The organism is Vibrio misgurnus (assembly GCF_029635775.1).
Lineage (GTDB): Bacteria > Pseudomonadota > Gammaproteobacteria > Enterobacterales > Vibrionaceae > Vibrio > Vibrio chanodichtyis.
Genome location: NZ_CP113242.1, coordinates 175448 through 200846, shown reverse-complemented (window position 1 = coordinate 200846; position 25399 = coordinate 175448). Strand labels below are relative to the sequence as shown.

The following is a 25399-nucleotide window of genomic DNA, read 5'->3' as shown; positions in this document are numbered from 1 at the left end:
TTGCGGATTTTTCACACTCAAAAAATTGGTGCGAGATCCGAAAACTTCAAACGAAGCGTAAAGTGATGATTTGCATTGGTGAAATGTTCGGTGGAAATCCTCAGCTCTGGCCAGTTAACAAACGCCTCAAGAGGGACTGTTAACGCGCAGCATTTTTGTAATGCTTTGAACTTTGTGATTAATTTGGTATGCGTTAAGTTGGTTGGTGCGTTACCAGCCCCTTAGGCGGGCGTTATGTGTTTTCTTAGAAAGTGGAGCTTCTGATGAAAATTAGTCACCTAGATCATTTAGTTTTGACTGTTGCAGATATTCCAACAACAGTGAGCTTTTATGAAAAAGTGTTGGGCATGAAAGCCGTTAGTTTTGGCTCAGGTCGGATTGCTTTAGAGTTTGGCCACCAGAAAATCAATCTTCATCAACTTGGTAACGAATTTGAGCCTAAAGCTCAGAATGTCAGATCTGGGAGTGCAGATTTATGCTTTATCACCGACATAGATGTGTCTGATGCAATGAAGCATGTGGAAAATCAAGGTGTGGTTATCATGGAAGGGCCTGTAAAACGTACAGGTGCGCAAGGTGTGATCACATCATTCTATTTCAGAGATCCGGATGGTAATCTCATAGAAGTATCAAGGTATTCAAACACATAACAAACGCCTCAAGAGGGACTGTCAACGCGTAGCATTTTTGGCATTCGGTGATTTTTGTGGTTAATTTGGTATGCGTTAAGTTGGGTTGTGCGTTGCCAGCCCCTTAGGCGAGCGTTAGTTTCTATCAAGAAAAGTCATAAATATTAGTGTTAAATGTTCCGAAAATTGGATTTTGGTGCTCAAAATTTACGAATCGGCTTTGGTGCTTTGTTTAATACTGATTGGGTAGAAAGCGTTGAAAATGTCGTTGGCACAAGATCGCTAAAGTAAGCAAACCTCGACGCATCCATGTTGTGGAAGCGTCCACACGGCAAGTTTGGTTTCGCAAAAACTGCAACATCGCTGCGAGTGCGCTTTCTTTGTTGGAAAGCCGGTCATTGGCCAACTCAACCTTGATCGCTTTGAGTTTTGGCAGCCAACTTCACAGCGTTTGATGTTGGACGTTTGTTTGCTCGATGATTCTGCATAAAATATGGTTCAAGTATTTTGGTGAAAAATCATTTTGAAACAATCGGCTACGAAACTAACAAACGCCTCAAGAGGGACTGCCAACGCGCGGCATTTTCGTTATGCGGCAGGTTTTGTGATTAATTTGGTATGCGTTAAGTTGGTTTGTGCGTTGCCAGCCCCTTAGGCGGGCGTTATGTGCAGGAGGTCAAATGAACAGATATGGTGATGTTGCTATAGAAGCTACTCACATCGCTCAAACTGGAGTCTGTCCAGTTGAAGCTTGGAATACAGCTGCAGAAAAAGAGTTCAAGAATAATGCCGCTTCCATCAAAAAATGTTGTCCAAAAAACGCATTTCTAGGTTTAGCTGAAAGTGGCTTTGTCGCTGGTGTGCCCAAAGGAAGCTATACAAAATCAGTTTTAAATAAACAGTATGCTTTAGAGGCAGTTAGGTTGTTAAACGAAAATCCAGGCATGCAAAATGACCCCAAAACACTCTGGGTTCAGTCATGTGGATCTGAGTCTAAGGTGCATAATAGCCAAATGGATGTTGTTGTGTCGTTGTGGTCTCGAGGGCTGCTGAAATAAGCACATAACAAACTGTTCAAGAGGGATTCGCAACGCGTGGCATTTTTACTTTGCGTTGGTTTAAGTGATTAAGGTGGTATGCGGCGGCTTAGGTATTGCGTTGCTCACCCCTTAACAGGGCGTTAGTTTCTATCGAGAAAAATCATAAAATTTGCGCAAATTGTTCCGATAATTTGGCTTTTGGCGCTCAAAGTTTACAAATTGGCTTTGGTGCTTTGTTTGATGCTGATTAGGTAGAAAGCGTTGAAAATGTCGTTGGCATAAGATCGCTAAAGCCAACAAACTTTGATGCATCCATTTTGTGGAAATGTCCACGCGGCAAGTTTAGTTTCGCAAAAACTGCAACATCGCTTTATGTGCGTTTTCTTTGTTGGAAATCCGCTTATTGGCCAACTCAACCTTGATCGTTTGGAGTTTTGGCAGCCAACTTCACAGCGTTTGATGCGGGATGTGTTTTTGCTCGATGATTTTTCATAAAATGTGGTTCAAATATTTTGGTGAAAAATCATTGTTAAACAACCGGCTACGAAACTAACAAGCGCCTCAAGCGGGACTATCAACGCGCGGCATTTTTGTTATGCGGCCGGTTTTGTGATTAATTTGGTATGCGTTAATTTGGGTTGTGCGTTGCCAGCCCCTTAGGTGAGCGTTATATTTATTTTTTAATTCTGGAGACATAATGTTAAATAAGAGTTTTTTTGAAGAGATAAAGAAATTATTGAATACAAATTATTTTACATCCTCGGATTTTGATATAAAAGAATCTAGTTCATCTCTTGTGCATATACTTTTTAAGTATGCTGATTATGATTTTAAACTAGTAGAAGTTGAGGAAACTGACGAATTCACTGAAGCTTCTCGTATACTTTGGGCTAATAATATTACGCGTACGTCCACGAGAACTGTTCTTTATGCAATTTATAGCCCCGGAAAATACAAAGCTACCGATAAGATTAAAATTTCTTTTTCTGATTTATCAGGAACAATACAGGACTGGAGTACATATATATCAAATGATTTGGTAGTAACGGAAAATGATGAAGAACTGTTTGAGAAGATCAGAGATGACCTAGAGCAGGTATTTGCAATTGAAAATATTGAAAATGCTGAACAAGTGGCAAGTCGTCAAGAGCAAGAAGATGTTGCTGATAAACTTGACCGTTTGTATCAACGTTTAGAAGAATTGAATGAAAAAGTTCAATTTGCATCAGATGAAATGTCTAAAATTAAAACAGAAATCGATGGGCTAAAATTCTCTTCACAAAAAATTCCGAAAGGTATCTGGGCGAAAGTTGCTAAAAATAGGTTGGTAGAAATAGCGACCAAATTCTTTAAAACTCCGGAGGGGCGAGATCTTATAGTTCATATGATAAAACAATCTTTGCCATCATAAATATAACAAAGCGTTCAAGAGGGACTTGGCACGCGTGGCATTTTCAGTTTGCGGTAAGTTTAGTGGTTAAGGTGTGATGCGGTCACTTTTGTAGTGCGTGCCTGCGCCCCTTAACGCGGCGTTAACTGGCAAAGCGGAAAATCCATTAACATTTGAGAAAAGGAATTTATGAATGTTTCGTTGTGGTCAATGCAGGCATTTTGAGCGAGCAAAAAACAATCTCAAAGATTTGTGCGGAGCTTGGGATCAGCCAACGATAGCAACGCGTGAAGCTTGCGGATTTTTCACACTCAGAAAATTGGTGCGAGATCCGAAAACTTCAAACGAAGCGTAAAGTGATGATTTGCATAGGTGAAATGTTCGGTGGAAATCCTCAGCTCTGGCCAGTTAACAAACGCCTCAAGAGGGACTGTTAACGCGCAGCATTTTTGTAATGCTTTGAGCTTTGTGTTTAATTTGGTATGCGTTAAGTTGGATTGTGCGTTACCAGCCCCTTAGGCGGGCGTTAGCCGTCATCAATCAACAAAATTTGCCTAACGAGTAAAAAGGGTGTAATTTTTACTCATGATTAAATTTGAATTTGATGAAAACAAAAGCAGAAGTAATCTCGAAAAACATGGTATCGATTTTCATACCGCTCAAGGATTGTGGAATGATTCAGATCTTATCGAGATCCCTGCTAATACGAGTGATGAACCAAGATATTTGGTTGTCGGCTTACTAAACGGTAAGCATTGGTCAGGTGTCATTACCTACCGAGGCATGAATATCAGGCTCATCTCAGTTCGGCGTTCACGGAAAGCGGAGATAGACCTTTATGAAAGCGCATGAATTTGATGCTAAGTTTGAAAGTGACGACGATGACATCTTAATGGATTTGGATTTGTCGCAAGTAAAAAGGCCAATGCATAAGCAAAAACGAGTCAATGTCGATTTTCCAGCGTGGATGCTTGAGTCTTTAGACCGAGAAGCCAATCGTGTAGGTGTAACACGCCAATCAATCATTAAAATTTGGCTAGCAGAAAGGCTAGAAAGTGTTTCTCATCATGCAAGTGTGAGATAAACGGCTAACAAAGCATTTAAGAGGGACTCACAACGCGTGGCATTTTTGTCATGCGTTTCTTTTTGTGATTAAGGAGTTATGCATTAAGTATTTTTGTGCGTTGTTCGCCCCTTAATGCGGCGTTAGTTTCTATCAAGAAAAATTATAAATATTAGTGCTAAATGTTTCGAAAAATTGGATTTTGGTGCTCAAAATTTACGAGTTGGCTTTGGTGTTTTGCTTGATGCTGATTAGGTAGAAAGCGTTGAAAATGTCGTTGGCACAAGATCGCTAAAGTAAGCAAACCTCGATGCATCCATTTTGTGGAAGCGTCCACACGGCAAGTTTGATTCCATAAAAGCTGCAACATCGCTGTGAGTGCGTTTTCTTTGTTGGAAAGCCGATTATTGGCCAACTCAACCTTGAACGTTTTGAGTTTTGGCAACCAACTTCACAGCGTTTGATGCTGGACGTGTGTTTGCTCGATGATTTTGCATAAAATGTGGTTCAAATATTTTGGTGAAAAAATCATTGTTAAACAATCGGCTACGAAACTAACAAGAGCCTCAAGTGGGACTGTCAACGCGTGGCATTTTTTGTATGCGGTGATTTTTGTGATGAATTTGCTATGCGGTGAGTTGGGTTGTGCGTTGCCAGCCCCTTAGGCGAGCGTTAGTTGCCAATCGGCAACAAATCAATCGTTTGGAAATTTTTGTTTCTGATGTAGTACACGCATTATCCGAATGTTTGAACCATCAACCCAATACGAAACAATCATTGATATCTCAGGGATAATAAGCAATCTGCCTCGAATACCGTCACGCTGAACACCCATTAGTGGTTGCTCAAGCAAATTTTCGACTTTGGTTTCTATGAGCTCATCCGTTTTTTCAGCGGCTGCTGGGTTAAAGTCGTAAAGAAATTCGAAAATTTTCTCACGATCATTGAGAGAGGTTTCTTCCCAGAAAATCATGCGCGGCCTCGACTTCGGATTTTAGCTTTACGTTCAGCCATTCGTGCTTTGGTGATGTCATGTTCAACGAATACCGATTTTCCTGAGTCAAACGTCTCAAATGCTTGATTTACTTGTTCAGTTAGCCATGCATCGTGAGATAATGCCTTGCGTTGTTGTTCTGCCAACTGTTTAGTGAGCTCACGGCAAGCATCACTAAGGGTACGACCTTGGCTTTCAGCCATTTGTTGAGCTAAACGTTTTGTTTCTTCGTTCACACGAAATTGAATTCTAGTATCCATGGTGAGCTCCTTTGTTGTGCGTACGAATGTTAGCACTATGGTTGGGGTAAGGGCAACTAACAAACGCCTCAAGCGGGACTGTCAACGCGCGGCATTTTTGTTATGCGGTGATTTTTGTGGTCAATTTATTATGCGTTAAGTTAGTTTGTGCGTTGCCAGCCCCTTAGGCGAGCGTTAGTTTCTATCAAGAAAATTCATAAAATTTGCGTTAATGGTTTCGATAATTCGGCTTTTTGCGCTCAAAGTTTACGAATTGGCTTTGGTATTTTACTTGATGCTGATTAGGTAGAAAGCGTTGAAAATGTCACTGGCACAAGATCGCTAAAGTCAGCAAACCTTGATGCATCCATTTTGTGGAAGCGTCCACACGGCAAGTTTGGTTTCACAAAAGCGTCAACATTGCTGTGAGTGCGTTTTCTTTGTTGGAAATTCGGTTATTGGCTAACTCAACCTTGATCGCTTTGAATTTTGGCAGCCAACCTCACAGCATTTGATGTTGGACGTGTGTTTTCTCGATGATTTTGCATAAAATGTTGTTCAAATATTTTGATGAAAATCATTGTTAAACAATGGGCTACGAAACTAACAAGCGCCTCAAGCGGGACTGCCAACGCGTAGCAGTTTTTGTATGCGGTGATTTTTGTGGTTAATTTGGTATGCGTTAAGTTAAGTTGTGCGTTGCCAGCCCCTTAGGCGAGCGTTAGGGCTAAAATCTCCTACTTGAAGATCCGTTGATCAAAGCTGAAATCAAGTTTCTCTGCTTTGTTAAATATCTCAGGCATAAGTGAGTGATTTGGATTTACGACATAGTTTCGATCTCTGGGGGAGATCGTTGATGGCACTTGTAGTACTGCAAATTCAGGATTTTCTACCTTGAGGAACTGATCTCCAATCTCTTGGGTTTGCTCACTCGTTGGTATTGATCTCCAGTTGTTTGGGAGATCCTCATTGTCCAGTTGAACAATCAGCTCATCAGGAACATCAATTCGATAAAGGTCATATTTATTGATAAGTTCTGGATCGTTGTTAATGTGAACAAATACTTCCAGAACACACAACGATTCTGATTCGGCAAAATAAAGAGCTTCAGTTCCTTTTGAATTCCAGCGTCCACCAAATAGCTTTGCTCCTAGTGGATTAAACGGAGTATCGGCAAATTTTTTCTGTGTGAGTCTGTACATCTTCATTAAGAGAAGACTCCATGCTCAACACGACCGATGAGATCTTTAATTGTTTCAAAGTCGACAGTCGTTGCAATCATATCTAGTGGACGTTTCCCGTTGAGGCCATAAACACTTTCACGTACCCATTCTAATGCACGCTGTTCATTACCAAAAAGATCGGTCGCAAGTTTTATCAGCATGGCAAGCCGATACATGACATCACTTTCTTGAGTGCTAAATCGTTCTTGGTTTTTAAGTCTACGCTTTATTGTACTAATTGGAATAAGAGTGACGTTATGAAACTCATTCTGAGATAATTTGGCTTTCTCAACAATATTGCGATAGACAATGGGTTTAAAGCCTTGGTGTATAGCGGTATTCTTTGATGTATCTTCGTCTTCAATACCAAGTGTATACCAAAAATTCGGCTGGTAAGATGGCTTAGGTTTAAAGCTTTTGAGTATAGTATTAGCCATAAGAGTGATCCTTTTGGTTCATATGGTCCAAGTATTTTGGCTCACTTGGTCTTTTTGGTCAACTTTAAAAAATTTTAGCCCTAACAAGCGCCTCAAGCGGGACTGTCAACGCGCAGCATTTTCGTTATGCGGTGATTTTTGTGGTGACTTTACTATGCGTTAAGTCGGGTTATGCGTTGCCAGCCCCTTAGGCGGGCGTTATGTGCTTTCTCGGAAAATCTCGAAGTAGTGTAGAATCCGGCTTTTGAAATCTTGAGAAGTTAGTATGCCTAAAGTCGTTCAACAGCAAATCGGCAATATCGCACTTGTCGTAGAAAATTACGATGATGCCATTGAGTTCTATACAAAAAAACTTCAGTTCAGTTTGATTGAAGATACCGATTTGGGTGGTGGTAAACGTTGGGTTCAAGTTTCGCCGCCAAACTCGAATGGAACGAACCTGCTTCTTGCTCAAGCAAGTACTGAAGAGCAAGCTCAGTTTATAGGTAATCAGACTGGAGGTCGTGTTTTTCTGTTTCTACAAACGAATGACTTCTGGCGAGATTATGAGTTAATGAAGGCCAATGGTGTTGTCTTCAATGAAGAACCACGAGTTGAAGAATATGGGACGGTTGCTGTGTTCCAAGATCTTTATGGAAACAAATGGGATTTATTGCAACTGAACAAGGTTCCCCAATAGCACGCACATAACAAACGCCTCAAGAGGGACTGTCAACACTCGGCGTTTTTGTAATACTTTGGGCTTTGTGATTAATTTGTTATGCGTTAAGTTGGGTTGTGCGTTGCCAGCCCCTTAGGCGGGCGTTATTATTCACCTAAATTTAGTAAAACACCTTGATATCACGGTAAAAATTTTCATGTGATCCAAGTGCGATAAGCTCAAGTGTTACTGTGCCATCTTGATAACTGTAACCAAGCAGAGTGAGCTGCTTAACCATTTTGAATTTATAAACACGAAGAAAGGACAAATCACCTTTTTTCTGCTCACCTAAAAAAGGGTTATCAATAAGAGCTTTTACCGCATTGTCGAGATCTACTTTTTGGTTTTGGTGGAGCTTTTTAACCGTTTTCTTAAATGTTGGAGTTTGAAGAACCTGTACGATATTAGCCAAAATGATATGCCTCAAGTTTTCCGGCTTCTTTTTCTGCTTTAGCAATGATGGCTTGTCGAACGAATTCATAGGGTAAATCAGGATTATCTTCCATCATTTCTCCAATTTTAGCCCAATGTTCGATTTGTTTAGGTGTAGTGCGATTCAATGCTTTAGCCATAATAGCTGCTTTATCGACGAGGCTTTGGTCAAGGCGTATGCTAGCGGTAGACATAATGTATTCCTTCATTTAAAGTTTTCATTATTGTAGTGATACGCCACGTGAGTGGCAAGGTGAATCATAACAAGCGCCTCAAGAGGGACTGTCAACGCGTGGCATTTTTGTTATGCGGCAGGTTTTTGTGATTAATTTGCTATGCGTTAAGCTGGTTGGTGCGTTGCTAGCCCCTTAGGCGAGCGTTAGTTTGCTCAAGGCTAGTGGTTAACTAGCCTAGATTTGCTCGGATATCTGCAATGGTTATGAAGAGCTTGTTCTCAGCGTCTTGAAATGCTTGAAATCCATAACGTTCATAGAAGTGTTTGGCTCCGTCTTTGGCATCAACGATAACCACGGGAAACGCTACACTGTCACTGGCTGCGAGTAATTTTCTGAGGGCATCAATAAGCAGCCATTCGCCAAAACCTTTACCTTTGTATCGGTCATCGACAGCTAAACGAGCGATGAGACCGCCTGATGTTGATAATTGGTGTTTCTTCTGTAACTTGTCAGGCAAGGCTTTTAAATCAATAGGTGTCATAGTGAGTGTGTAAAAGCCGATGATATGCGTATTGTTGTTATCATCTTCCAAAACGAACGTTCTCGTATTGTCTTTTTTGGCTTGCTGGCTCGACATTACTTTTAAGTAATTATTTAAGGCTTCAATGCCACAATTGAAACGGTTGCGGTCGTGTTTGTCTTTGTCGAGAAGAACCGTATTCATCATTGAGTTTTACTCTCATAGCGTTCAGATGCTAATTTGAGTTTGGTGTTTATTGTTGCTGGATTATCGAGCGCTTCCATTAACAATAGGGCATCAGCTTGGCTAAGCTTTAGAGCTTGTTCACGTTCAATCACTTGTTTTGCTTTTTCGATTGCCGCATTTAAAACAAATGAATTAATGCTAGACATGCCGGCGAGCGCGGCAGCTTTTGTGAGTAAATATTGAGTGTCGACATCAACTCTGGCGGTGATGCGAGGTAAGGTTGTTGCCATATTTTTATTTCCTATTGTGTCAAATTGTCACATGGGTATTATGGTGTTAAAGTGTTCGCGGGTCAATGCCTGTGTCACTTTGGCACGCAAACTAACAAGCGCCTCAAGCGGGACTGTCAACGCGTAGCAGTTTTTGTATGCGGTGATTTTTGTGATTAATTTGGTATGCGTTAAGTTGGTTGGTGCGTTGCCAGCCCCTTAGGCGAGCGTTATGTACTTTTTCTGAAAATATCCTAGTCAGCAGATGGAGCTGGTCGTAAACTTCGGATTTGAATTCTTGGGGTAATAGATATGGCATTCTCAGAAATTGAACAAAAGCGTTACGAAAAGGCAGTGGAAAAGTATCTCGAAAATTGCCGACCACCAGTAGAAATTCGAGATCAACTTGATATTGGCTATCGTCTAGATGGGCAGGCAATCGAAATTTTCGAAATTCGTCCCAGATGGGATGACCCATCAGAAAAACTTGAACATCCAGTAGCGAGAGTCAAATACTACAAATCGCGGAACGAATGGAAAATTTACTGGATGAAATCAGATTTAAAATGGCATGCATACGAACCGATCCCTGAAGTGAAATTTCTAGAGGTTTTCTTTGAGATATTACAAGACGATGCTTATGGCTGTTTCTGGGGATAATCTCAACCACGTACATAACAAGCGCCTCAAGTGGGACTGTCAACGCGCAGCATTTTCGTTATGCGGTGATTTTTGTGATTAATTTGGTATGCGTTAAATTGGTTTGTGCGTTGCCAGCCCCTTAGGCGGGCGTTAGTTTCTATCAAGATAATTCGTAAATATTGGTGATAATTGTTCCGATTATTCGGCTTTTGATGCTCAATGTTCACGAATTGGCTTTGGTGCTTTACTTGATGCTGACTAGGTAGAAAGTGTTGAAAATGTCGTTGGCACAAGATCGCTAAAGCCAATAAACCTCGATGCATCCATTTTGTGGAAGCGTCCACACGGCAAATTTGGTTTCACAAAAGCTGCAAGATTGCTGTGAGTGCGTTTTCTTTGTTGGAAATTCGGTTATTGGCCAACTCAACCTTGATCGCTTTGAATTTTGGCAGCCAATTTCACAACGTTTGATGCTGGATGTGTGTTTGCTCGATTATTTTCCATAAAATGTGGTTCAAATATTTTGGTGAAAAATCATTGTTAAACAATCGGCTACGAAACTAACAAGCGCCTCAAGAGGGACTGTCAACGCGTAGCATTTTCGTTATGCGGTGATTTTTGTGGTGACTTTGCTATGCGTTAAGTTGGTTTGTGCGTTGTCAGCCCCTTAGGCGAGCGTTAAACTGCAATCAGTCATCCAATCGTTGCAACGCTTTGTTGTAAACTTCGCTACGTTCTCGCTTACCAACGGCCAATACGGTGACAACGATGATGTCGTTTTCGACTTGGTAGACTAAGCGATAACCAGATTGGCGTAGCTTTATTTTATAAATGTTTTCTGCGCCAGACAGCTTGGCTGACAGAACGTGTGGATTTTCAAGACGTTCGAGTAGTTTTCTTTTGAATTGTTGCTGAAGAGGTACGGCTAACTTTTTCCATTCCTTCAATGCGGTCTTTTTGAATTCAAGTTTATAAGTCATCGATGTTGACCTGTACGCTTTCTTCAGTTAAACGTTCTTTAGTAATAGCAAGTAACTCAAGATCGTCGAGTTTATCCATCATGATTTCATACGTAGTTGCAGGAACGCAGTAGAAAGCAGGCTCATTTCGATTAAGCACAGCAACTGGAGCGCCATAAGCACTTGTTGCAACTTTCATGGGATTTGCTTTAAATTCAGTAATACTTGCAGCCACATCAGCCAAGATTCTAGTGGTCATTATATAGATCCTTTAATTGGTCTTTAATGAGGTCATTATAGCCATGGAACAGCAGTTTAACAAACGCCTCAAGAGGGACTGTTAACGCTCGGCGTTTTTGTAATACTTTGGGCTTTGTGATTAATTTAGTATGCGTTAAGTTTGGTTGTGCGTTACCAGCCCCTTAGGCGGGCGTTAGATGCTCGATGATTACAAAATTGTGAGCAATGCATCTTGTTGAGTATTGGTGTCTGATGTATTTTGTTGTTAGACCTAAGAATATGAAGTAAAGAGATAAAAATGTATAAAGAAACATTTACCGCAACAGTTCAATATGATGACCATATAGGTACGGCTGCCGCTGATGACTCAGATGATGAAAGCCTAATATCATGGTTGAGAGATGAGGGGCATGCAAAGGATTCTGAATATCTTGTTGGTGTTGAAATGTTTGTCAGTGACACAGCTGTAGGCAATGATGATGAGCCTGTATGGGTTAGCGTATTGCTAGAGGACGAAAACGAGGAATCAATTAGAAAGATAAGAGTGAATATGTCATTTGAAAACTTCTTTTCTTCTTTCAAAAGATTTAACGTCAAAATTTCTCGTGGTGGGGAGCTAACAGGTGAGGAAGTGTCAATAGATAACGAAACCGAGCTTGACTAGCGCATCTAACAAAGCATTTAAGAGGAACAGCCAACGCGTGGCATTTTTATTATGCGTTAGTTTTTGTGATTACGCTGTTATGCGGTGAGTTGTTATTAGCGTTGGCTGCCCCTTAATGCGGCGTTATGTGTCCGAGTACCCCACGTTTAGTAGACACTTTACTAAGTTAGATCTAGGGTCTAATTGAGAGGTGATTTATGGCTAAACATCGTAATCCAGCGTACACCGAAGAGTTCCGCAAGGAAGCCGTCCGTCTGGCCAGTCTTCCTGGCCGAACAGCGGTCTCTGTTGCCAAGGAGCTGGGCATCAGCGCCCAGCAAATCCGGAACTGGAAGCGCCAGTTCACACGGCTATCTGATAAACAGTTTAATACCTTAGACGGTGTCGATTATTCGAAGAAAGAGTCGGAAGAGCTTCGAGCGCTAAGGCGCGAGAACAAGCAGCTCAAAGCTGAAATGGAATTCCTAAAGAAGGTCTCGGCGTACTTCGCGAAGCAGCAAGAGTGAAGTACGAGTTCATTGAAAGCTATACCGGTGAGTACTCGATTAGCTTAATGTGTCGCGTTTTAGAAGTGAGTCGAGGCGGTTACTACAAGTGGTGTCATCATACGCCGAGTGAGCGTTCAAAGCGGCGAGAGCGCTTTGAGCAGCTAGTCATGTGTACCTTTGCCCAATATCGGGCACGTTACGGTTCAGTGCGAATAGCAGAAGAGCTAAACGAAGCAGGCTATGCCTGCTGCGTGAATTATGTGGCTGATATCATGAAGGAAAAAGGTATCAGGGCACGTAATGGCAAGGGGTTTAAATACAGCAAGGATGTGGCCGCGATGACGAATGTTGCCGACAATTTACTGCGTAGAGACTTTGAGTCTGAGATTCCAAATCAGAAATGGGTCACAGACATCACGTATATCTGGGTGAAGAGCCGTTGGCTCTTCTTAGCGACAGTGATGGACTTGCATTCAAGGCGTATTGTGGGTTGGTCGTTAGGGACAACGATGACCGTCGAGCTCATCATCAATGCTCTAAAAATGGCGTTTGAGTCACGTAAGCCGCCTAAGGGCATCATTATTCACTCGGATCGTGGTGTACAATACAGAGCCTATAAATATCAAGACTTCATGCGCAAGCATGGAGGTGTACCGAGCATGAGTCCTACCAGGTTCATTTTTACGAGTATGCAATGCTTGGTAATTTCTATTAAATTCAAATGTTTATCTGTTTGTCTTTGTTGCGTTAGTTTGCATTGATTTTCATGTCACTTTTCTCTTGTCTGACCCATTACCTGACCTAGCTTTGCTTAGGCAGGAAATCTGTCAATATCATTTTTGGCTGCTTTTAGGTTATGTATATTGGCCTAGAAAGTTAACTTCGCCAAAAAAGACAAGAGAAAATCAGAATGTTAACTGTTACTAAAATTCAATCCGCGACCAGTAGTAAAAATTCCTATTATCTCTGGGATCAATCAGGTCAACGAGGTACAGGGCGTTTGGGAGTAAAAATTTTCACTAGTGGGAAAAAGCAGTTCGTGTTTCGCTATTACCAGCAACAGAAAGAAAAATTTATCTCAATCGGTTTATTCAGTACACGTGTTGGCAGTATGACTCTTACAGAAGCTCGCGAGAAAGCCCAGGTCTTCTCACAACTGTTGCTCGGCGGAAAAGATCCTAAATTGCACCTTGAACAACAAGAGAGCGAGCAGAAAAAAATTGATGCAGAGAGTAAAAGCTTAGGAACCATTGATGAGCTATTTCATAGCTATACGGAGCGCATGAAAATAGATGGAAAGAGAACGTATGAAGACGTGCGAAATGCGCTGGTACGAGAATTCTATCCATATATAGACAAAAACACCAAAGCGTGTGATGTAACGACAGATGATATTAATGTAGTGGTCAACTAAAATTGGCCACGGTTTTAGAGTTTTCCCAATACAATCGTTCTGACTCATTGGGTGTCAAGCCACCGTTATACTGATGCGGCCTGAGCTGGCTATAATATCCAATAATGTAGCGGATGATCTCTTGTTGAGCCTCTGCAAAGCTACGATAACCTACTGTTGGAACCCATTCCGTTTTCAAGCTTCTAAAGAAGCGCTCCATCGGCGCATTATCCCAGCAATTTCCTCGGCGAGATAAACTTTGTTTTATTTGAAAACGCCACAGTAATTGACGGTATTGACGACTCGTATAGTGACTGCCTTGATCACTGTGGAACATGACGCCTTTAGGCTTTCCACGAGACTCATAAGCCATCGAAAGCGCTTTGCCTGTTAATCGTGTATCAGGTGATACTGACATTGCCCAACCAATCACTTTTCGAGCAAAAAGGTCGATGACTACTGCTAAATACATCCAACGATTTCCCGTCCAAATATAGGTCACGTCACCCACCCAGACTTCATTTGGTGCCGTGACAGCAAACTGACGATCTAAGTGATTCGGGATTTCAATATGCTCTTGTGAGGCTTTACGGTAACGATGTTTTGGGACTTGGCAACTCACTAATCCCAGCGTTTTCATCAGCTTTGCTGCTCGGTAACGACTCAGACTCACGCCTTGGTTTGTTACAATATCAGCAATGGTTCTTGCTCCTGCAGAACCATTGCTTGCCGTATAAGCTTCGCTAATCAAACTACGAAGTTTTACGGTTTCCGCCTTTATTTCTGTTGGCCGTTTCAGCCAATAGTTATAACTGCTTCGATGAACATTGAAGACTTCGCATAATGTTTTTATGCTGTGGCTCTGCTTGAGTTTCTTGATCATCAAGAATTGTTCAGTGAGTCCGACATCAAGAGAGCCGTGGCTTTTTTTAATATTTCATTATGCTCTTCAAGACGAGCGAGCTTCTTTTTTAATTCACGAATTTCAATTTGCTCAGGCGTCATTGGTGACGCTTTGGGTGCTTTGCCTTGGCGCTCTTGTTTTAATTGGCGAACCCACTTATCCATCGTAGATTTACCTACATTCATGGCTTGAGCCGCTTCAGTCACTGAGTAGTTTTGATCAAGCACTAATTGTGCCGCTTCCAGTTTGAATTCGGCACTAAATAGCCGTCTTGTACGTTTTGTCATAATGTCACCTATTAACTTATGAGATGATAATATCACCTCTAATTAAGTGACCAAATTCACCGTACCACTACACCCAGAGTGGTACTTTACGTTTGGGTGCTCTAGCTCTCTCTTCTTTCTCTTTTTCTCGCTTTTGTTTGAGCAGCAACTTCTGTTCATCAATGATCTCTTGGGTTAGCTCAAAGGCTACGTCCAATTGTTCCAAACCATCAAAAAACTCTTCCAATTGCTCTAGCATACCTGACTCGTTTAGGTCGCTCTCACTAAAGAATACCCCAGCTTCTATGTTGCCGTTCCATGCTCGATCAGTGAGGTTAGCTGAGCCAACATAAGCACCGTATCCTTTCCACCAGATTACCTTGCTGTGTAGACAGTCGGGAATCAATTTACAGAATATATTGTTCTTAGCATTCGCAAGTAGCTTGCTAAGGAAACTAGGTGCAACTGGTACTGTTTGGTCATAGCGCATCCAGATATCTAGTCGATACTTGTTGTTGAGACAGTGCTGTAATAGTTGGGTTCTATCGTCTCCGTATGCGATAGCTGCTACCACACCATCAATCTCTGTTCCTGTTGGTGGAAGTAGAGACCTGAAATACTCACGGTTCAAATTGTTTGCTACTAGTTTCATCTTACTCATTGCCTTAGCTACGACTCACTGCATTAAACATGCATCACTCAGTAAAGAGTGAGCAAACGTAAGTCGTTGTTATGTTGCCCACATTACAGATTGGAGGCCCAGTAATTCAGAGTTAAATAGACGTGAGTGCAAAGTGACCACTTGGCTGTAAATTAGACCTACACCAAGGGGCTGTCCTCATTGATACACTCCAGCAATACTGAACAATCATCTAAGCGAAACTTGCCATACTTCAGATAGTTTATTCTTTGCTAAATTAGCAAAGATGCAACTCGGAAATGTTCAATAATAATTTGTAAACTGCTTACTATAGCCCCTGCATTAGCCATTAAAGAAGCTCACTCATTTCTGGCACACCGTCGGCTTGCGATAGCAAGTATTCACACTCTGTTTGGATGAGTGAGACACATAGTTCTATGTGTTCACGTTCTCGATCCTCGATTCCTTGAGCTTCGGTAAGTTCAATCGCTTCCTTCAGGGTGTTTTTTATAGCACCAACGGTTTCTACCATTATGGAAGCCATTTTGGTGCCTGAATAACCCAGCAGAGCGCCGAATTCAGCGAGATCATAGCTGGTGATAGGGCGTTTGAAGTTACCTTTCGGCGGATTTTGAAAGTCTTCACTTTCCCAATCTCCAATCGACATTGCAAAATATTGAGGGATACTGGCGGCACGCCCCTCATCAGCAGACAACTTACCGCTTCGTGAGTTGCGTTTTGTTCCCTCTTGAGCGATTGCTTCTATGTTTACTAAATCATAAAAAGGGGTCAGTTCCAGGCCTTTAGGGATGACGAAGAAGCTAATATTTTTACCATGGGCATCGTAGTTTAGCGTTGCTAGATTAAAGAGCATCCATTGGGTGAGCTTTAGGTTAGTGATGACCGTGTCTATGGTTTTGACGCACAGTAGGCGTGGGAAAGAAACGCCATCACGCATATATACGCCATCACCTTCATCCCCATTCTGACGCTCGTATTTGTAACCTGGAGGTAAGTCAGTTGCCTGACAGCCATCAATCACATGTCTTCGTTGAACGACATCACGAGCCTCGATATAGGCACGATCGAACCGCTCTATGAGCAGTGTCCTAGTCTTCCCAATGCGAGTTAACTCAACATTAGCGACGTCCAAACCTGCTAGCTTGGCTAATGTCATACAAAAGAACTCATTAACAGCAATACATGGTGCTTTACCGCTTTCAAACTTCAGAATGTAGTTCGAACTTAATTTGCCTTCACCAAACCCCCATTCATCACCGCACTTAAGTAAGTTTAACTTGTTTTGAACACCAGCAACCGAAAGGCGAACCTTACCGTCCCAATACACTAATGGCGCTAGATTTCGCTCTAGTCGTTCTATTAGTTCATCATCAGGTACAGGTCTAAAGCTGGTTTCCCCAGGTTCTGAGTCTGGAACTCGAAAAGACAATGCGCCAGATGTTTCCGCACCAAGCTTACGAATCAGCCCGAACGTGTTGCTTTTGGAGATAGTGGTGTTTTGTATCATCTCCTCAAAGGCTTCTCCTTCAGGAAGGAGATTTCTGAGATAGTTCTCGATACTACGTGGCGAAGCCTGACCATCGAAAGGGATGTGTGGCGAAATTGGGAAACCAGTGTGTTTCCATTCATCTTCATAGATGAATGAGAACTCTGTGTAGTGGTACGGTGAATTTGGTCACTTAATTAGAGGTGATATTATCATCTCATAAGTTAATAGGTGACATTATGACAAAACGTACAAGACGGCTATTTAGTGCCGAATTCAAACTGGAAGCGGCACAATTAGTGCTTGATCAAAACTACTCAGTGACTGAAGCGGCTCAAGCCATGAATGTAGGTAAATCTACGATGGATAAGTGGGTTCGCCAATTAAAACAAGAGCGCCAAGGCAAAGCACCCAAAGCGTCACCAATGACGCCTGAGCAAATTGAAATTCGTGAATTAAAAAAGAAGCTCGCTCGTCTTGAAGAGCATAATGAAATATTAAAAAAAGCCACGGCTCTCTTGATGTCGGACTCACTGAACAATTCTTGATGATCAAGAAACTCAAGCAGAGCCACAGCATAAAAACATTATGCGAAGTCTTCAATGTTCATCGAAGCAGTTATAACTATTGGCTGAAACGGCCAACAGAAATAAAGGCGGAAACCGTAAAACTTCGTAGTTTGATTAGCGAAGCTTATACGGCAAGCAATGGTTCTGCAGGAGCAAGAACCATTGCTGATATTGTAACAAACCAAGGCGTGAGTCTGAGTCGTTACCGAGCAGCAAAGCTGATGAAAACGCTGGGATTAGTGAGTTGCCAAGTCCCAAAACATCGTTACCGTAAAGCCTCACAAGAGCATATTGAAATCCCGAATCACTTAGATCGTCAGTTTGCTGTCACGGCACCAAATGAAGTCTGGGTGGGTGACGTGACCTATATTTGGACGGGAAATCGTTGGATGTATTTAGCAGTAGTCATCGACCTTTTTGCTCGAAAAGTGATTGGTTGGGCAATGTCAGTATCACCTGATACACGATTAACAGGCAAAGCGCTTTCGATGGCTTATGAGTCTCGTGGAAAGCCTAAAGGCGTCATGTTCCACAGTGATCAAGGCAGTCACTATACGAGTCGTCAATACCGTCAATTACTGTGGCGTTTTCAAATAAAACAAAGTTTATCTCGCCGAGGAAATTGCTGGGATAATGCGCCGATGGAGCGCTTCTTTAGAAGCTTGAAAACGGAATGGGTTCCAACAGTAGGTTATCGTAGCTTTGCAGAGGCTCAACAAGAGATCATCCGCTACATTATTGGATATTATAGCCAGCTCAGGCCGCATCAGTATAACGGTGGCTTGACACCCAATGAGTCAGAACGATTGTATTGGGAAAACTCTAAAACCGTGGCCAATTTTAGTTGACCACTACACTGTTTCTGTTCCGACAGGAAGAATCAAACGACCAATTTTGGTATTCGTACCGATAAACACGTCTAACTGTTGTAACTTACTCATACCAACCGTCCTCACTGCTTCTCACGCTGTTTTCAGCTTGGGAGGTTATTGGGCTATGTGGACGAACAAATAGGTTTAAGTCGATAAGGCGTAACGATAGCCCTAAGATATCCATGAGGACGAGTACATTGGCAAAGGTGACACTGGTATCGCCTTTTTCTACCTTCATTACTGTTCTACGAGATAAGTTGGCTTTTAAAGCGAGATCATCAATACGCCAGCCTCTATCGGTGCGCTTTGAGCGAATGGCGCTACCCAGCGTTTCCATACTGAACTCGGTATTCAAATCTGGCATAGGTTGTGCCTTTACCATCTTACCTTTTTTCATAAGTGCCTTTTAATGTACTTTTGTCACTATTGGGTTCGTCTTAATATATAAATTCACTATAACTCACTTTTGTCGTGACTGTATAAGAAATTATCTATAAGTGTAATTTAAGTTACTTATGGTTGGTTTACGAGTTTAATACCTCTCTTTGTTCTCTATGAGAGATATTTATCAGCCAGAAGGACACATTTGGCAACAGCGTAGTATTCGGATTAGTATTGGGAGAAGACAGAGAAGAGTGCGTGATCGGGGCTTACCTGACCCATTACCTGACCCAAAATCGTCAGGTACAAAAAAAGGTTAGTAAGCACTACGCTTACTAACCTTATGGAATTTGGTGGCCCCTCCCAGGCTTGAACTGGGGACCAAGCGATTATGAGTCGACAGGGCAACTGTTGGGACAATGCGGTGATGGAGTCGTTCTACAGTCGCCTGAAAGTCGAACTGATATACGCAGAAGACTACCAAACTGTCGAAGAAGCCCGAATGGGCATCTTCGAATACATCGAGGTATTTTACAATCGCAAAAGAAGACACTCAGCGTTGGGGTATGTCAGCCCGGTTGAGTACGAAAGTATGTAGTTATGTACTGTCTACTTTTTGTGGGGCACACCATTTTTGTGGGGCACACCACTTTTTAATTTAGCTCCAAATTTATGAGGTGAAAATGGATTATCTTCTTTTAGTGTTTGGCCTGATTTTGTTGATTGTAGGGGTTGAAGGATTAGTTAAGGGAGCTGCCAGATTAGCGGCTAGAATTGGAATTCCGAGTCTTGTGATTGGTTTGACCGTAGTTGCCTTTGGTACAAGTGCTCCTGAGTTAGCTGTAAGTATGTTCAAATCCTTCCACTTGAGAACAATGGAAAAATGATTGGTATAGAAGGCTATAAATCTATCTTTACGTCACTTAAGGATAAGGTGTAGTGGCCAATTTTACTTGACCACTACAGCTCATCCTCTGAGTTATATTGGTTAATTGTAGATAGGTTTTAAAAACTCAATATCATCAATAAATACAGAACCATCGAGTGCAAGTTTGTCACCGACAATACATAAGAAGATATCAGGGAGTTTCTTTGAAACATCGCCAAGATTAATTTCAACTATCTGTTTGTAAAATGTTTTGCCGTTAAGCTGTACTTTCTCTAATTGGTTAACTGGAGAGCGATGTTTATCCGCATCCAATTTTACCCAACCGTCACCGAGTGCAGCGTAAGGGCGCACACCACCCTGATCTCCTGCGGTGACAGGAACATACAAGGTGTAACGCATCTTAGTATGCAGCCCAAAGCTTTCTACGCCATAATTGCGTAGTTTTAGCTCTTCCCAGTCATGCTTACCGGACCATTCGAGATTTAGCTGTAACATTGGGCTACCCAAATCGGTCGCGATCTGTAGGGCGGGATTTTTCCAATTGGCTTGCCAGGTGCCTTCTTTTTGCCAACCTTGCAGTGTGTCATCGTTAAAATCATAGCGGGTACCAACTTCGTAACCGATGATTGGGCGATCAACTTCGATTTTGGCACGATCAGTTTGTCGCTCTCCTTGAGTAAAACTCGCAATGGTGATCAATGTCTTATCGCCATAACCAATGTCGTCTGCCTTGAGTTCGACTTCGTAATATCCGTCGCCATCATTATCGGTCATTTCAAGTAACTGATCGCTCTCAGGTAGTCGCAATTGAACTTGTTCTACTTTATTACCAGTGATTGGCATTGGGTAACTGCGAACCGTAAATGTGGCTGCAGATACTTTCATCCCCTCTACTGGATAGGTAAGGTATACACTATTTTTTTGCTCGTAGGGCAGGCCACGCATCTGCTTTGAATGGTTGGTCAGTAACGTTGCGGTGCTGCCACCGTCATTGAGGATCCGGAAACCATCATAATCGGGATAGAGTCGGTCAGGCTGATCAGAATCAAGGCTGGTTAGGATCCAGAACATGCTGCCAGCGAGACCTTGTTCATAAGCGGTTTGGGTCCATTTATGATAGATGAAGTCTCGGTTTTGTGGTTCATTGCGCCCAATGCCATATTCCTCTAGTACGGCCGGTTTGTTGGCTTTTTTTGCGGCGTTGGCATGATCAATAATCCATTGTGTGCCCCATTGTTCAGAATTGTGTTTTCCCCAATGTTCGGGGTAGAGGTGGAAGGTTCCATAGTTGATATTCGGTAAGGTGATAATCCGATCCCAATCGACACCTTCATTGCCATTGTAGGTCCAATCATCAGCACCTTTATGGTTGAAGAAACCTTCAGAGCCTAACGCAATTAACTGATGAGGAGCAAGGTCTCTAACATAATCGCTCATCTCCTTTGCCCAGTTATAGAGGAGTTCACCACTGGGATCGGATTGCGCGCGCGGTTCATTAGCCAGTTCCCAAGTCATGATCGCAGGTTCATCTTTGTTCATCACGCCAGTGTAGCGGTTTTTATGTTCAACCAGATGTTTTACATACTCTTTATAAGCCTGTTTAATCGAAGGTTGTGTATAAAAATCATCATGACGGCTACCATTAAACCAATCCACATACTGTTGCATACCACCAAAGTCGCCCCAGTTATTGGTGAGAGCAATCACTACTCGGATGCCACGAGCTTTGGCTTGAGCCACGGTATAATCTAATTTTTCTAACGCACTGTGCACTCCTGCTGGAGGGGTAAATACGCCAGGTTCAGCCTGCATGGTGTGCTCATGGCTAATTCCTTCCATAAAGCCCCACACCCGAATCGAGTTTAGGCCCATGGCTTTGGCATCGTCTAAAACCGCATCAATCATCTCGTGGGAGCGATAATGCATATAGTAGTTATTGGTTCCCGCGAAGCGAAATGGCTGGCCATCGAGTAACAAAGTATTACCCTGTTGCACCACAAAATGTTGCATGTTATCCAGCGGGATTGTGGTATCCGCGGTATGGCTGACCCCATTACAAGCAGTGAGTAATGTGAGTAAGGGTAGTGAATAGTGGATGTTTTTCATCTCTCGTCCTTAAAAATGCACAATCATTAATGCTGTCGCCATTGTCGCTAAAACAGTTCAAGATATTAATGGTAACGTTTCGATTTTGTGTTGTGGCTCAATTTAATCCAGAAATTGTGAGCTTGTTCTCTTCCTGTTTCTTAGCGTTTGTTTATTTGTAAATGTATGTTATTGATTGTTTTTATTTATTTTCCTGCCAAAAAACTGAATTCTGTTGGTGATGGTTATCACGTAACCAAACAATCGCATTGGTAAACAAAAATCGTAACGTTAATATTGCATCAGATAGATAAACAACACATCTTGTACTGAGATGGGAATGGAGAACGAGAATGAAATCACTGGTACCTACAATTACCAAAACATTACTTGCTGGTGCAGTCGCCTTCGGTGTACAAGGCGTGGCTAGTGCAGAAGTCACCAATGGTATTAATCCACAGTTAGTCAAAGGTTCGATTACCTTTTATACCAACCGAACCGATTTGGTTGAAGCGGGTGTCTATCGCCGTTATGAGCAAGAATTTAAGCAGCTTTACCCAAGTGTGACGGAAGTTAAAGTGGTTGGATTCGCTGATTACCAAGGCGGTTTACGACCACGGATGAATACTGGGGACTATGGCGATCTAGTGTTAATTTTGCCATCGGTTCCTTCCGAGCAATATGGCAACTTTTATGAGCCGCTCAATGAGTTATATGCGGAAGACGATGTCTATTTTTACGATGCTTGGCAAAATAATGGCAAGGCATACGGTATCTCAATGGGTAACTCGGTTGAGGGACTGGTTTATAATAAAGAGGTGCTAAAAAAAGCTGGGGTAGAAGTGCCGATCAAAACCTTGTCGGGTTTGTTTGCTGCGGCTGAAAAGATTAAAACCAATGGACAAATCCCATTCTACATTAACTTTGGTGCGCAATGGCCGCTCCAACAGTGGGATAAATTTCCATTGGTGATCGAGGGTAGTAATGATGTGTACGAAAAAATGCTCACTCAAGATAAACCATTTTCTGGAGATACAGCATATAACAAGTCATTGACGGTATTGAAGAGACTGATTGACCAAGGGTTAACCGAGCGCGATTTGATGACCAACTCATGGGAAGACTCAAAAAATGCGATTGCTAAAGGTGATGCAGCGATGTATTACCTCGGCAACTGGGTTATTCCGCAAGTGATTGAACGTGGCGCCGCTTCAGACAATATTGGCTTTATGCCGATTCCATCAGATGAAACGGGTGTTCTTAAGGCACAGATGAATCATGACTGGGGTTATGCCGTTAGTAAGTTTTCAAACAATAAAGAAACTGCCAAAGCGTATTTGAAATTTTTGATTGAAAATTCTGATTTTGAAAAAATTGCGGGCTTTATTCCTACCCTGAAAAGTAAAAGTCCTTCATTGGAACAGCTTAATGAGTTTATGAGCTATGAGCCAAAGGTGATCCAAACACCAGTTAACTCATCAACCTTTATTGAAGTGACCAACCGTTCAAAAATCGATTTTTATTCAGGTGGTTATATTCAAGATGTGATCACTGCGAAAAATTTCAATGAAGCGCTTGAGAGATTAGATTCACGTTGGGATCGAGCCAAACAACGCATCGTTAAATAAAATAATATTGGCAAGTTGCCAAGGCCGTTCGGGGGGAACGGCCTTTTTTTTTGTCATCACTAAACCACGTTTTTTAGCTGTGATATTGTTTGGTGGAAAGTAGAGTCCGTATCGTTGACTGAAGATGCTCAGCTCGTGTATTACAAACGGCGAAATTGGCGAACTAAAGCAGTTTGTGTTTTGAATTGCTCCAATTTCATCTTGGATTTCTTTGGTTGCTTCCACCGAAGGCAGACAAAAAAAAAGACCAACCACAAAAGGCGTGATTGGCCGTTTATAAGTGCGAACAAAACTGTTCACTAACAACGTCAGTTGGCTAGGTGACCCTGGGTTTACAAGGGTCGGACTCATATATGCACTTTGTGTGCCAACTTTTAAATTGGCCTAAAAATAGAGTGATAGGGCAAATTGCAGGCAGTTTAATTACAACTAAGCACATAATCGAGTGACAGAATGCGAAATCTTTTGCATTTTGCGAAAGGGTGGTTTTTAAAATGCAAATCAAACATGTTTGGGCATGAGCTGTCGCCGGTTAGCGGCATACATTCGCTGATCTGCAAGCTTAAACATACCATCAGGATTGACGAAAGACGGGTCATATAATGCGTAGTCAATGCTTGGTTGCAGTAAAATCCGTTTATCTTCATAAACAATCAGGGTTGAGAGATGTGGCTTAACATGCTTTCTGTAGAGTACTAGTAGCGGTTTGGGTGGAGGTTGTCGCTGCTGTTGAGTCAGATCTTGGCGAAGATCATTATGAACATATTGATCAGTATGCTTAGCTAAAATAGCCATGAGAATGTCGACTCTGCAGTTTTGTTATGAAGAGTTTAGCGGTTTCTCACCATTCAACTCATCATATTTGTACTGTTAGTCTGGTAAAAATTCACACAAATAAGCAGTTGCGACCTCTACTTGTAGATCAAAAGAGGAATTTCCCGCTACTTCAAAGCGTTCACCGTTATTGAAGGTGATCCAATCTGGGTCATTGACACGTTTAACTATCAGTCTACCTTTTACCACCGTCATACGCTCTGGCGCACCTGTTCCAAAGGTGTAGTGGCCTGGAGCCATAACACCAATCGTACTTTCACCATCTTGCTGCTTAAATCCCAATGACTTCACTTGGCCATCAAAATATACATTTTCCTTAATCATGCCATTTTCCTGTTGAGTGTTGAGCGTTAAGTGATACCACTGCATTAGTGGAACCCGATTTTTAACCTATGCTGATCAGTTGTTCAACCCCTGACCATGCTCTGGTCATAATTAAATCGCTTTTATGGCATCACTCACTGATCAATTAAGCGCATTTAATTCCAAACTAACCGATATCTTTGCGCTTTAGATCACGCTTTTACCGTATGGCTTTTGCGATGGGAGAGGTGAGGCAACATTATCAATGCGAAGGTCGTTATCGTTTATTCTGCATTAAACGATAACAGTTTATTTTTCATTATGTTTATTATTCAACCAAGTGAATTTATGGCAAAAAAATGGGTCGTTAAAACGGTATTTTGGTCTTCTCTGGTCATCTTAGGCAGCATATTTGCTACTTTGCTGTATGTGAGCTACCAAGATTACGTTAATCCCAAACATGTGTTTGGAACTTGGATTGAGATCGGGGCTCCCAGCTATCAAACCGAGGTCTTGCGTTTTAATGAGCAAGGTGTGTTTCGTAATGATCGTTTGATCAGTACTCAGTTTAAATTTGATGGTGTGAAGATCACGATTGATACTGGTAGCGGCACCTTCATTTATGAGTTGACCGGAAACGTCAATTCTCCACAGCTCAAACGTCTCGTGCCTGTCAACCCGTTACAACGCTTTATCCGAGCTGGCTATGAGCATACCGTTAATGATCAGGGCACTCATGCCGCGCAGGTTAGGCGCGCGGCATTATACGACCATTTTAATGAATAATATGTCTTACTTAACCATCAATCACTGAGCCTAGAATTGACGTGCAATAAC

The 25399-nt window shown here is 42.0% G+C and carries 35 protein-coding genes and 4 pseudogenes; 21 read left to right on the top strand and 18 right to left on the bottom strand.

The features are described from left to right. The first annotated feature begins 263 nt into the window (after positions 1-263). From OOK74_RS12395 to OOK74_RS12350, 8 genes are all read left to right on the top strand, one after another. Positions 264-650, top strand: a complete 387-nt coding sequence (locus tag OOK74_RS12395) for a VOC family protein (RefSeq protein WP_278183493.1) — start codon at positions 264-266, stop codon at positions 648-650. A 316-nt stretch (positions 651-966) separates the two neighbouring features. Continuing rightward, positions 967-1119: a DUF645 family protein gene (locus OOK74_RS12390; protein WP_278183491.1), complete on the top strand. Its 153-nt coding sequence runs from the start codon at positions 967-969 to the stop codon at positions 1117-1119. 190 nt (positions 1120-1309) lie between these two features. Beyond that, entirely contained in the window at positions 1310-1687 is a 378-nt protein-coding gene (locus tag OOK74_RS12380; RefSeq protein ID WP_278183489.1) for a DUF6979 family protein, read from the top strand. A 288-nt stretch (positions 1688-1975) separates the two neighbouring features. Beyond that, a complete protein-coding gene (locus tag OOK74_RS12375) occupies positions 1976-2164 on the top strand; it encodes a DUF645 family protein (RefSeq protein ID WP_430741987.1) in 189 nt (62 codons plus the stop codon). Positions 2165-2366: 202 nt separating this feature from the next. Beyond that, positions 2367-3080, top strand: a complete 714-nt coding sequence (locus OOK74_RS12370; RefSeq protein ID WP_278183488.1) for a hypothetical protein — start codon at positions 2367-2369, stop codon at positions 3078-3080. 564 nt (positions 3081-3644) lie between these two features. Beyond that, on the top strand, positions 3645-3911 hold the full coding sequence (locus tag OOK74_RS12360) for a BrnT family toxin (protein ID WP_277208558.1): 267 nt from the start codon (positions 3645-3647) through the stop codon (positions 3909-3911). Then, on the top strand, positions 3898-4143 hold the full coding sequence (brnA, locus tag OOK74_RS12355; RefSeq protein WP_274722969.1) for a type II toxin-antitoxin system BrnA family antitoxin: 246 nt from the start codon (positions 3898-3900) through the stop codon (positions 4141-4143). Before OOK74_RS12360 ends, brnA begins: the two co-directional genes overlap by 14 nt. A 340-nt stretch (positions 4144-4483) precedes the next feature. Then, positions 4484-4621, top strand: a complete 138-nt coding sequence (locus tag OOK74_RS12350) for a DUF645 family protein (protein ID WP_278183579.1) — start codon at positions 4484-4486, stop codon at positions 4619-4621. A 195-nt stretch (positions 4622-4816) separates the two neighbouring features. Here OOK74_RS12350 and OOK74_RS12340 read toward each other — a convergent pair whose 3' ends face one another. Continuing rightward, positions 4817-5095, bottom strand: a complete 279-nt coding sequence (locus tag OOK74_RS12340) for a type II toxin-antitoxin system RelE/ParE family toxin (RefSeq protein ID WP_278183487.1) — start codon at positions 5093-5095, stop codon at positions 4817-4819. Next, complete coding sequence (locus OOK74_RS12335; RefSeq protein ID WP_278183486.1) at positions 5092-5376, bottom strand: type II toxin-antitoxin system TacA family antitoxin; 285 nt, start codon at positions 5374-5376, stop codon at positions 5092-5094. The genes OOK74_RS12340 and OOK74_RS12335 overlap by 4 nt, the downstream gene beginning before the upstream one ends. Positions 5377-5724: 348 nt before the next feature. On the opposite strand from OOK74_RS12335, the pseudogene OOK74_RS15040 reads away from it, so the two are divergent. Further along, positions 5725-5905 (top strand): annotated as a pseudogene (locus OOK74_RS15040) (DUF645 family protein). Positions 5906-6092: 187 nt separating this feature from the next. On the opposite strand, the gene OOK74_RS12325 reads toward OOK74_RS15040, so the two are convergent. Both OOK74_RS12325 and parS read right to left on the bottom strand, forming a co-directional pair. Further along, positions 6093-6563: an RES family NAD+ phosphorylase gene (locus tag OOK74_RS12325; protein WP_278183485.1), complete on the bottom strand. Its 471-nt coding sequence runs from the start codon at positions 6561-6563 to the stop codon at positions 6093-6095. Beyond that, positions 6563-7015 carry a type II RES/Xre toxin-antitoxin system antitoxin gene (parS, locus tag OOK74_RS12320; RefSeq protein WP_278183484.1) on the bottom strand — a complete coding sequence of 151 codons (453 nt, stop codon included), beginning with the start codon at positions 7013-7015 and terminating at the stop codon, positions 6563-6565. The genes OOK74_RS12325 and parS overlap by 1 nt, the downstream gene beginning before the upstream one ends. 265 nt (positions 7016-7280) lie before the next feature. Here parS and OOK74_RS12310 point away from each other — a divergent pair, with 265 nt between their 5' ends. Then, positions 7281-7694 carry a VOC family protein gene (locus OOK74_RS12310; RefSeq protein WP_278183483.1) on the top strand — a complete coding sequence of 138 codons (414 nt, stop codon included), beginning with the start codon at positions 7281-7283 and terminating at the stop codon, positions 7692-7694. Positions 7695-7836: 142 nt separating this feature from the next. On the opposite strand, the gene OOK74_RS12300 is transcribed toward OOK74_RS12310, so the two are convergent. The 4 genes from OOK74_RS12300 to OOK74_RS12285 form a co-directional block, all read right to left on the bottom strand. Next, positions 7837-8127, bottom strand: coding sequence for a type II toxin-antitoxin system RelE/ParE family toxin (locus OOK74_RS12300; protein ID WP_166015494.1), 291 nt, complete (start codon positions 8125-8127; stop codon positions 7837-7839). After that, positions 8120-8341, bottom strand: a complete 222-nt coding sequence (locus OOK74_RS12295) for a TA system antitoxin ParD family protein (protein WP_274723744.1) — start codon at positions 8339-8341, stop codon at positions 8120-8122. The genes OOK74_RS12300 and OOK74_RS12295 overlap by 8 nt, the downstream gene beginning before the upstream one ends. A gap of 211 nt (positions 8342-8552) precedes the next feature. Beyond that, entirely contained in the window at positions 8553-9050 is a 498-nt protein-coding gene (locus tag OOK74_RS12290; RefSeq protein ID WP_278183482.1) for a GNAT family N-acetyltransferase, read from the bottom strand. Beyond that, positions 9047-9319 carry a type II toxin-antitoxin system TacA family antitoxin gene (locus tag OOK74_RS12285; protein WP_274723737.1) on the bottom strand — a complete coding sequence of 91 codons (273 nt, stop codon included), beginning with the start codon at positions 9317-9319 and terminating at the stop codon, positions 9047-9049. Before OOK74_RS12285 ends, OOK74_RS12290 begins: the two co-directional genes overlap by 4 nt. A gap of 291 nt (positions 9320-9610) precedes the next feature. On the opposite strand from OOK74_RS12285, the gene OOK74_RS12280 reads away from it, so the two are divergent. Both OOK74_RS12280 and OOK74_RS12270 read left to right on the top strand, forming a co-directional pair. Further along, on the top strand, positions 9611-9958 hold the full coding sequence (locus OOK74_RS12280) for a DUF3024 domain-containing protein (protein ID WP_000885699.1): 348 nt from the start codon (positions 9611-9613) through the stop codon (positions 9956-9958). A 335-nt stretch (positions 9959-10293) separates the two neighbouring features. Continuing rightward, positions 10294-10446, top strand: a complete 153-nt coding sequence (locus tag OOK74_RS12270; protein ID WP_278183481.1) for a DUF645 family protein — start codon at positions 10294-10296, stop codon at positions 10444-10446. A gap of 183 nt (positions 10447-10629) precedes the next feature. On the opposite strand, the gene OOK74_RS12260 is transcribed toward OOK74_RS12270, so the two are convergent. After that, on the bottom strand, positions 10630-10920 hold the full coding sequence (locus OOK74_RS12260) for a type II toxin-antitoxin system RelE family toxin (RefSeq protein ID WP_274723680.1): 291 nt from the start codon (positions 10918-10920) through the stop codon (positions 10630-10632). Continuing rightward, positions 10910-11158, bottom strand: coding sequence for a type II toxin-antitoxin system Phd/YefM family antitoxin (locus tag OOK74_RS12255; protein WP_278183480.1), 249 nt, complete (start codon positions 11156-11158; stop codon positions 10910-10912). The genes OOK74_RS12260 and OOK74_RS12255 overlap by 11 nt, the downstream gene beginning before the upstream one ends. 279 nt (positions 11159-11437) lie before the next feature. On the opposite strand from OOK74_RS12255, the gene OOK74_RS12250 reads away from it, so the two are divergent. The 4 genes from OOK74_RS12250 (at position 11438) to OOK74_RS12230 (ending at position 13705) form a co-directional block, all read left to right on the top strand. Beyond that, positions 11438-11803: a hypothetical protein gene (locus tag OOK74_RS12250; protein ID WP_217520006.1), complete on the top strand. Its 366-nt coding sequence runs from the start codon at positions 11438-11440 to the stop codon at positions 11801-11803. A gap of 197 nt (positions 11804-12000) precedes the next feature. Then, positions 12001-12309: a transposase gene (locus OOK74_RS12240; RefSeq protein WP_274722970.1), complete on the top strand. Its 309-nt coding sequence runs from the start codon at positions 12001-12003 to the stop codon at positions 12307-12309. Continuing rightward, positions 12306-13052, top strand: a complete 747-nt coding sequence (locus tag OOK74_RS12235; RefSeq protein WP_278183479.1) for an IS3 family transposase — start codon at positions 12306-12308, stop codon at positions 13050-13052. Before OOK74_RS12240 ends, OOK74_RS12235 begins: the two co-directional genes overlap by 4 nt. A 149-nt stretch (positions 13053-13201) precedes the next feature. Further along, positions 13202-13705 (top strand): Arm DNA-binding domain-containing protein, encoded by a 504-nt coding sequence (locus OOK74_RS12230; protein WP_278183478.1) that lies wholly within the window; start codon positions 13202-13204, stop codon positions 13703-13705. Here OOK74_RS12230 and OOK74_RS12225 read toward each other — a convergent pair. The 3 genes and pseudogenes from OOK74_RS12225 to OOK74_RS12215 form a co-directional block, all read right to left on the bottom strand. Continuing rightward, positions 13698-14875 (bottom strand): IS3 family transposase gene (locus OOK74_RS12225; RefSeq protein ID WP_274723735.1). Its coding sequence is split into 2 segments (ribosomal slippage): positions 13698-14617 and positions 14617-14875, totalling 1179 coding nucleotides; the frame shifts between segments, so codons are not numbered across the junction. The two genes, OOK74_RS12230 and OOK74_RS12225, sit on opposite strands and share 8 nt — an antisense overlap. 67 nt (positions 14876-14942) lie before the next feature. Further along, the gene (locus OOK74_RS12220; protein WP_278183477.1) at positions 14943-15506 is read right to left on the bottom strand and encodes a phospholipase D-like domain-containing protein; all 564 of its coding nucleotides are present in this window, start codon (positions 15504-15506) and stop codon (positions 14943-14945) included. Between the two features lie 337 nt (positions 15507-15843). Then, positions 15844-17169 (bottom strand): annotated as a pseudogene (locus tag OOK74_RS12215) (HipA domain-containing protein); the annotation flags it as partial. A gap of 71 nt (positions 17170-17240) precedes the next feature. On the opposite strand from OOK74_RS12215, the gene OOK74_RS12210 reads away from it, so the two are divergent. After that, positions 17241-18418 (top strand): IS3 family transposase gene (locus OOK74_RS12210; RefSeq protein ID WP_274723735.1). Its coding sequence is split into 2 segments (ribosomal slippage): positions 17241-17499 and positions 17499-18418, totalling 1179 coding nucleotides; the frame shifts between segments, so codons are not numbered across the junction. Positions 18419-18503: 85 nt separating this feature from the next. On the opposite strand, the gene OOK74_RS12205 is transcribed toward OOK74_RS12210, so the two are convergent. Beyond that, positions 18504-18839, bottom strand: a complete 336-nt coding sequence (locus OOK74_RS12205; protein WP_278183476.1) for a helix-turn-helix domain-containing protein — start codon at positions 18837-18839, stop codon at positions 18504-18506. A gap of 375 nt (positions 18840-19214) precedes the next feature. On the opposite strand from OOK74_RS12205, the pseudogene OOK74_RS12200 reads away from it, so the two are divergent. Then, positions 19215-19421 (top strand): annotated as a pseudogene (locus tag OOK74_RS12200) (IS3 family transposase); the annotation flags it as partial. An 85-nt stretch (positions 19422-19506) separates the two neighbouring features. After that, positions 19507-19710: a hypothetical protein gene (locus OOK74_RS12195; RefSeq protein WP_278183475.1), complete on the top strand. Its 204-nt coding sequence runs from the start codon at positions 19507-19509 to the stop codon at positions 19708-19710. A 101-nt stretch (positions 19711-19811) separates the two neighbouring features. Here OOK74_RS12195 and OOK74_RS12190 read toward each other — a convergent pair whose 3' ends face one another. Further along, complete coding sequence (locus OOK74_RS12190; RefSeq protein ID WP_278183474.1) at positions 19812-21818, bottom strand: cellulase family glycosylhydrolase; 2007 nt, start codon at positions 21816-21818, stop codon at positions 19812-19814. Between the two features lie 332 nt (positions 21819-22150). Between OOK74_RS12190 and OOK74_RS12185 the strand changes: the two genes are divergently transcribed. Continuing rightward, entirely contained in the window at positions 22151-23425 is a 1275-nt protein-coding gene (locus OOK74_RS12185; protein WP_274722974.1) for an ABC transporter substrate-binding protein, read from the top strand. Here the strand turns inward: OOK74_RS12185 and OOK74_RS12180 are convergent. From OOK74_RS12180 to ppnP, 3 genes and pseudogenes are all read right to left on the bottom strand, one after another. Continuing rightward, positions 23387-23776: a hypothetical protein gene (locus OOK74_RS12180; RefSeq protein ID WP_278183473.1), complete on the bottom strand. Its 390-nt coding sequence runs from the start codon at positions 23774-23776 to the stop codon at positions 23387-23389. The genes OOK74_RS12185 and OOK74_RS12180 overlap by 39 nt on opposite strands. Before the next feature lie 150 nt (positions 23777-23926). Continuing rightward, positions 23927-24085: pseudogene (locus tag OOK74_RS12175) on the bottom strand (sensor domain-containing diguanylate cyclase); the annotation flags it as partial. 210 nt (positions 24086-24295) lie between these two features. After that, positions 24296-24583: a pyrimidine/purine nucleoside phosphorylase gene (gene ppnP / locus OOK74_RS12170; RefSeq protein ID WP_274722975.1), complete on the bottom strand. Its 288-nt coding sequence runs from the start codon at positions 24581-24583 to the stop codon at positions 24296-24298. Between the two features lie 327 nt (positions 24584-24910). Between ppnP and OOK74_RS12165 the strand changes: the two genes are divergently transcribed. Further along, complete coding sequence (locus OOK74_RS12165; RefSeq protein WP_277206983.1) at positions 24911-25348, top strand: DUF2850 domain-containing protein; 438 nt, start codon at positions 24911-24913, stop codon at positions 25346-25348. The last annotated feature ends 51 nt before the right edge of the window (positions 25349-25399 follow it).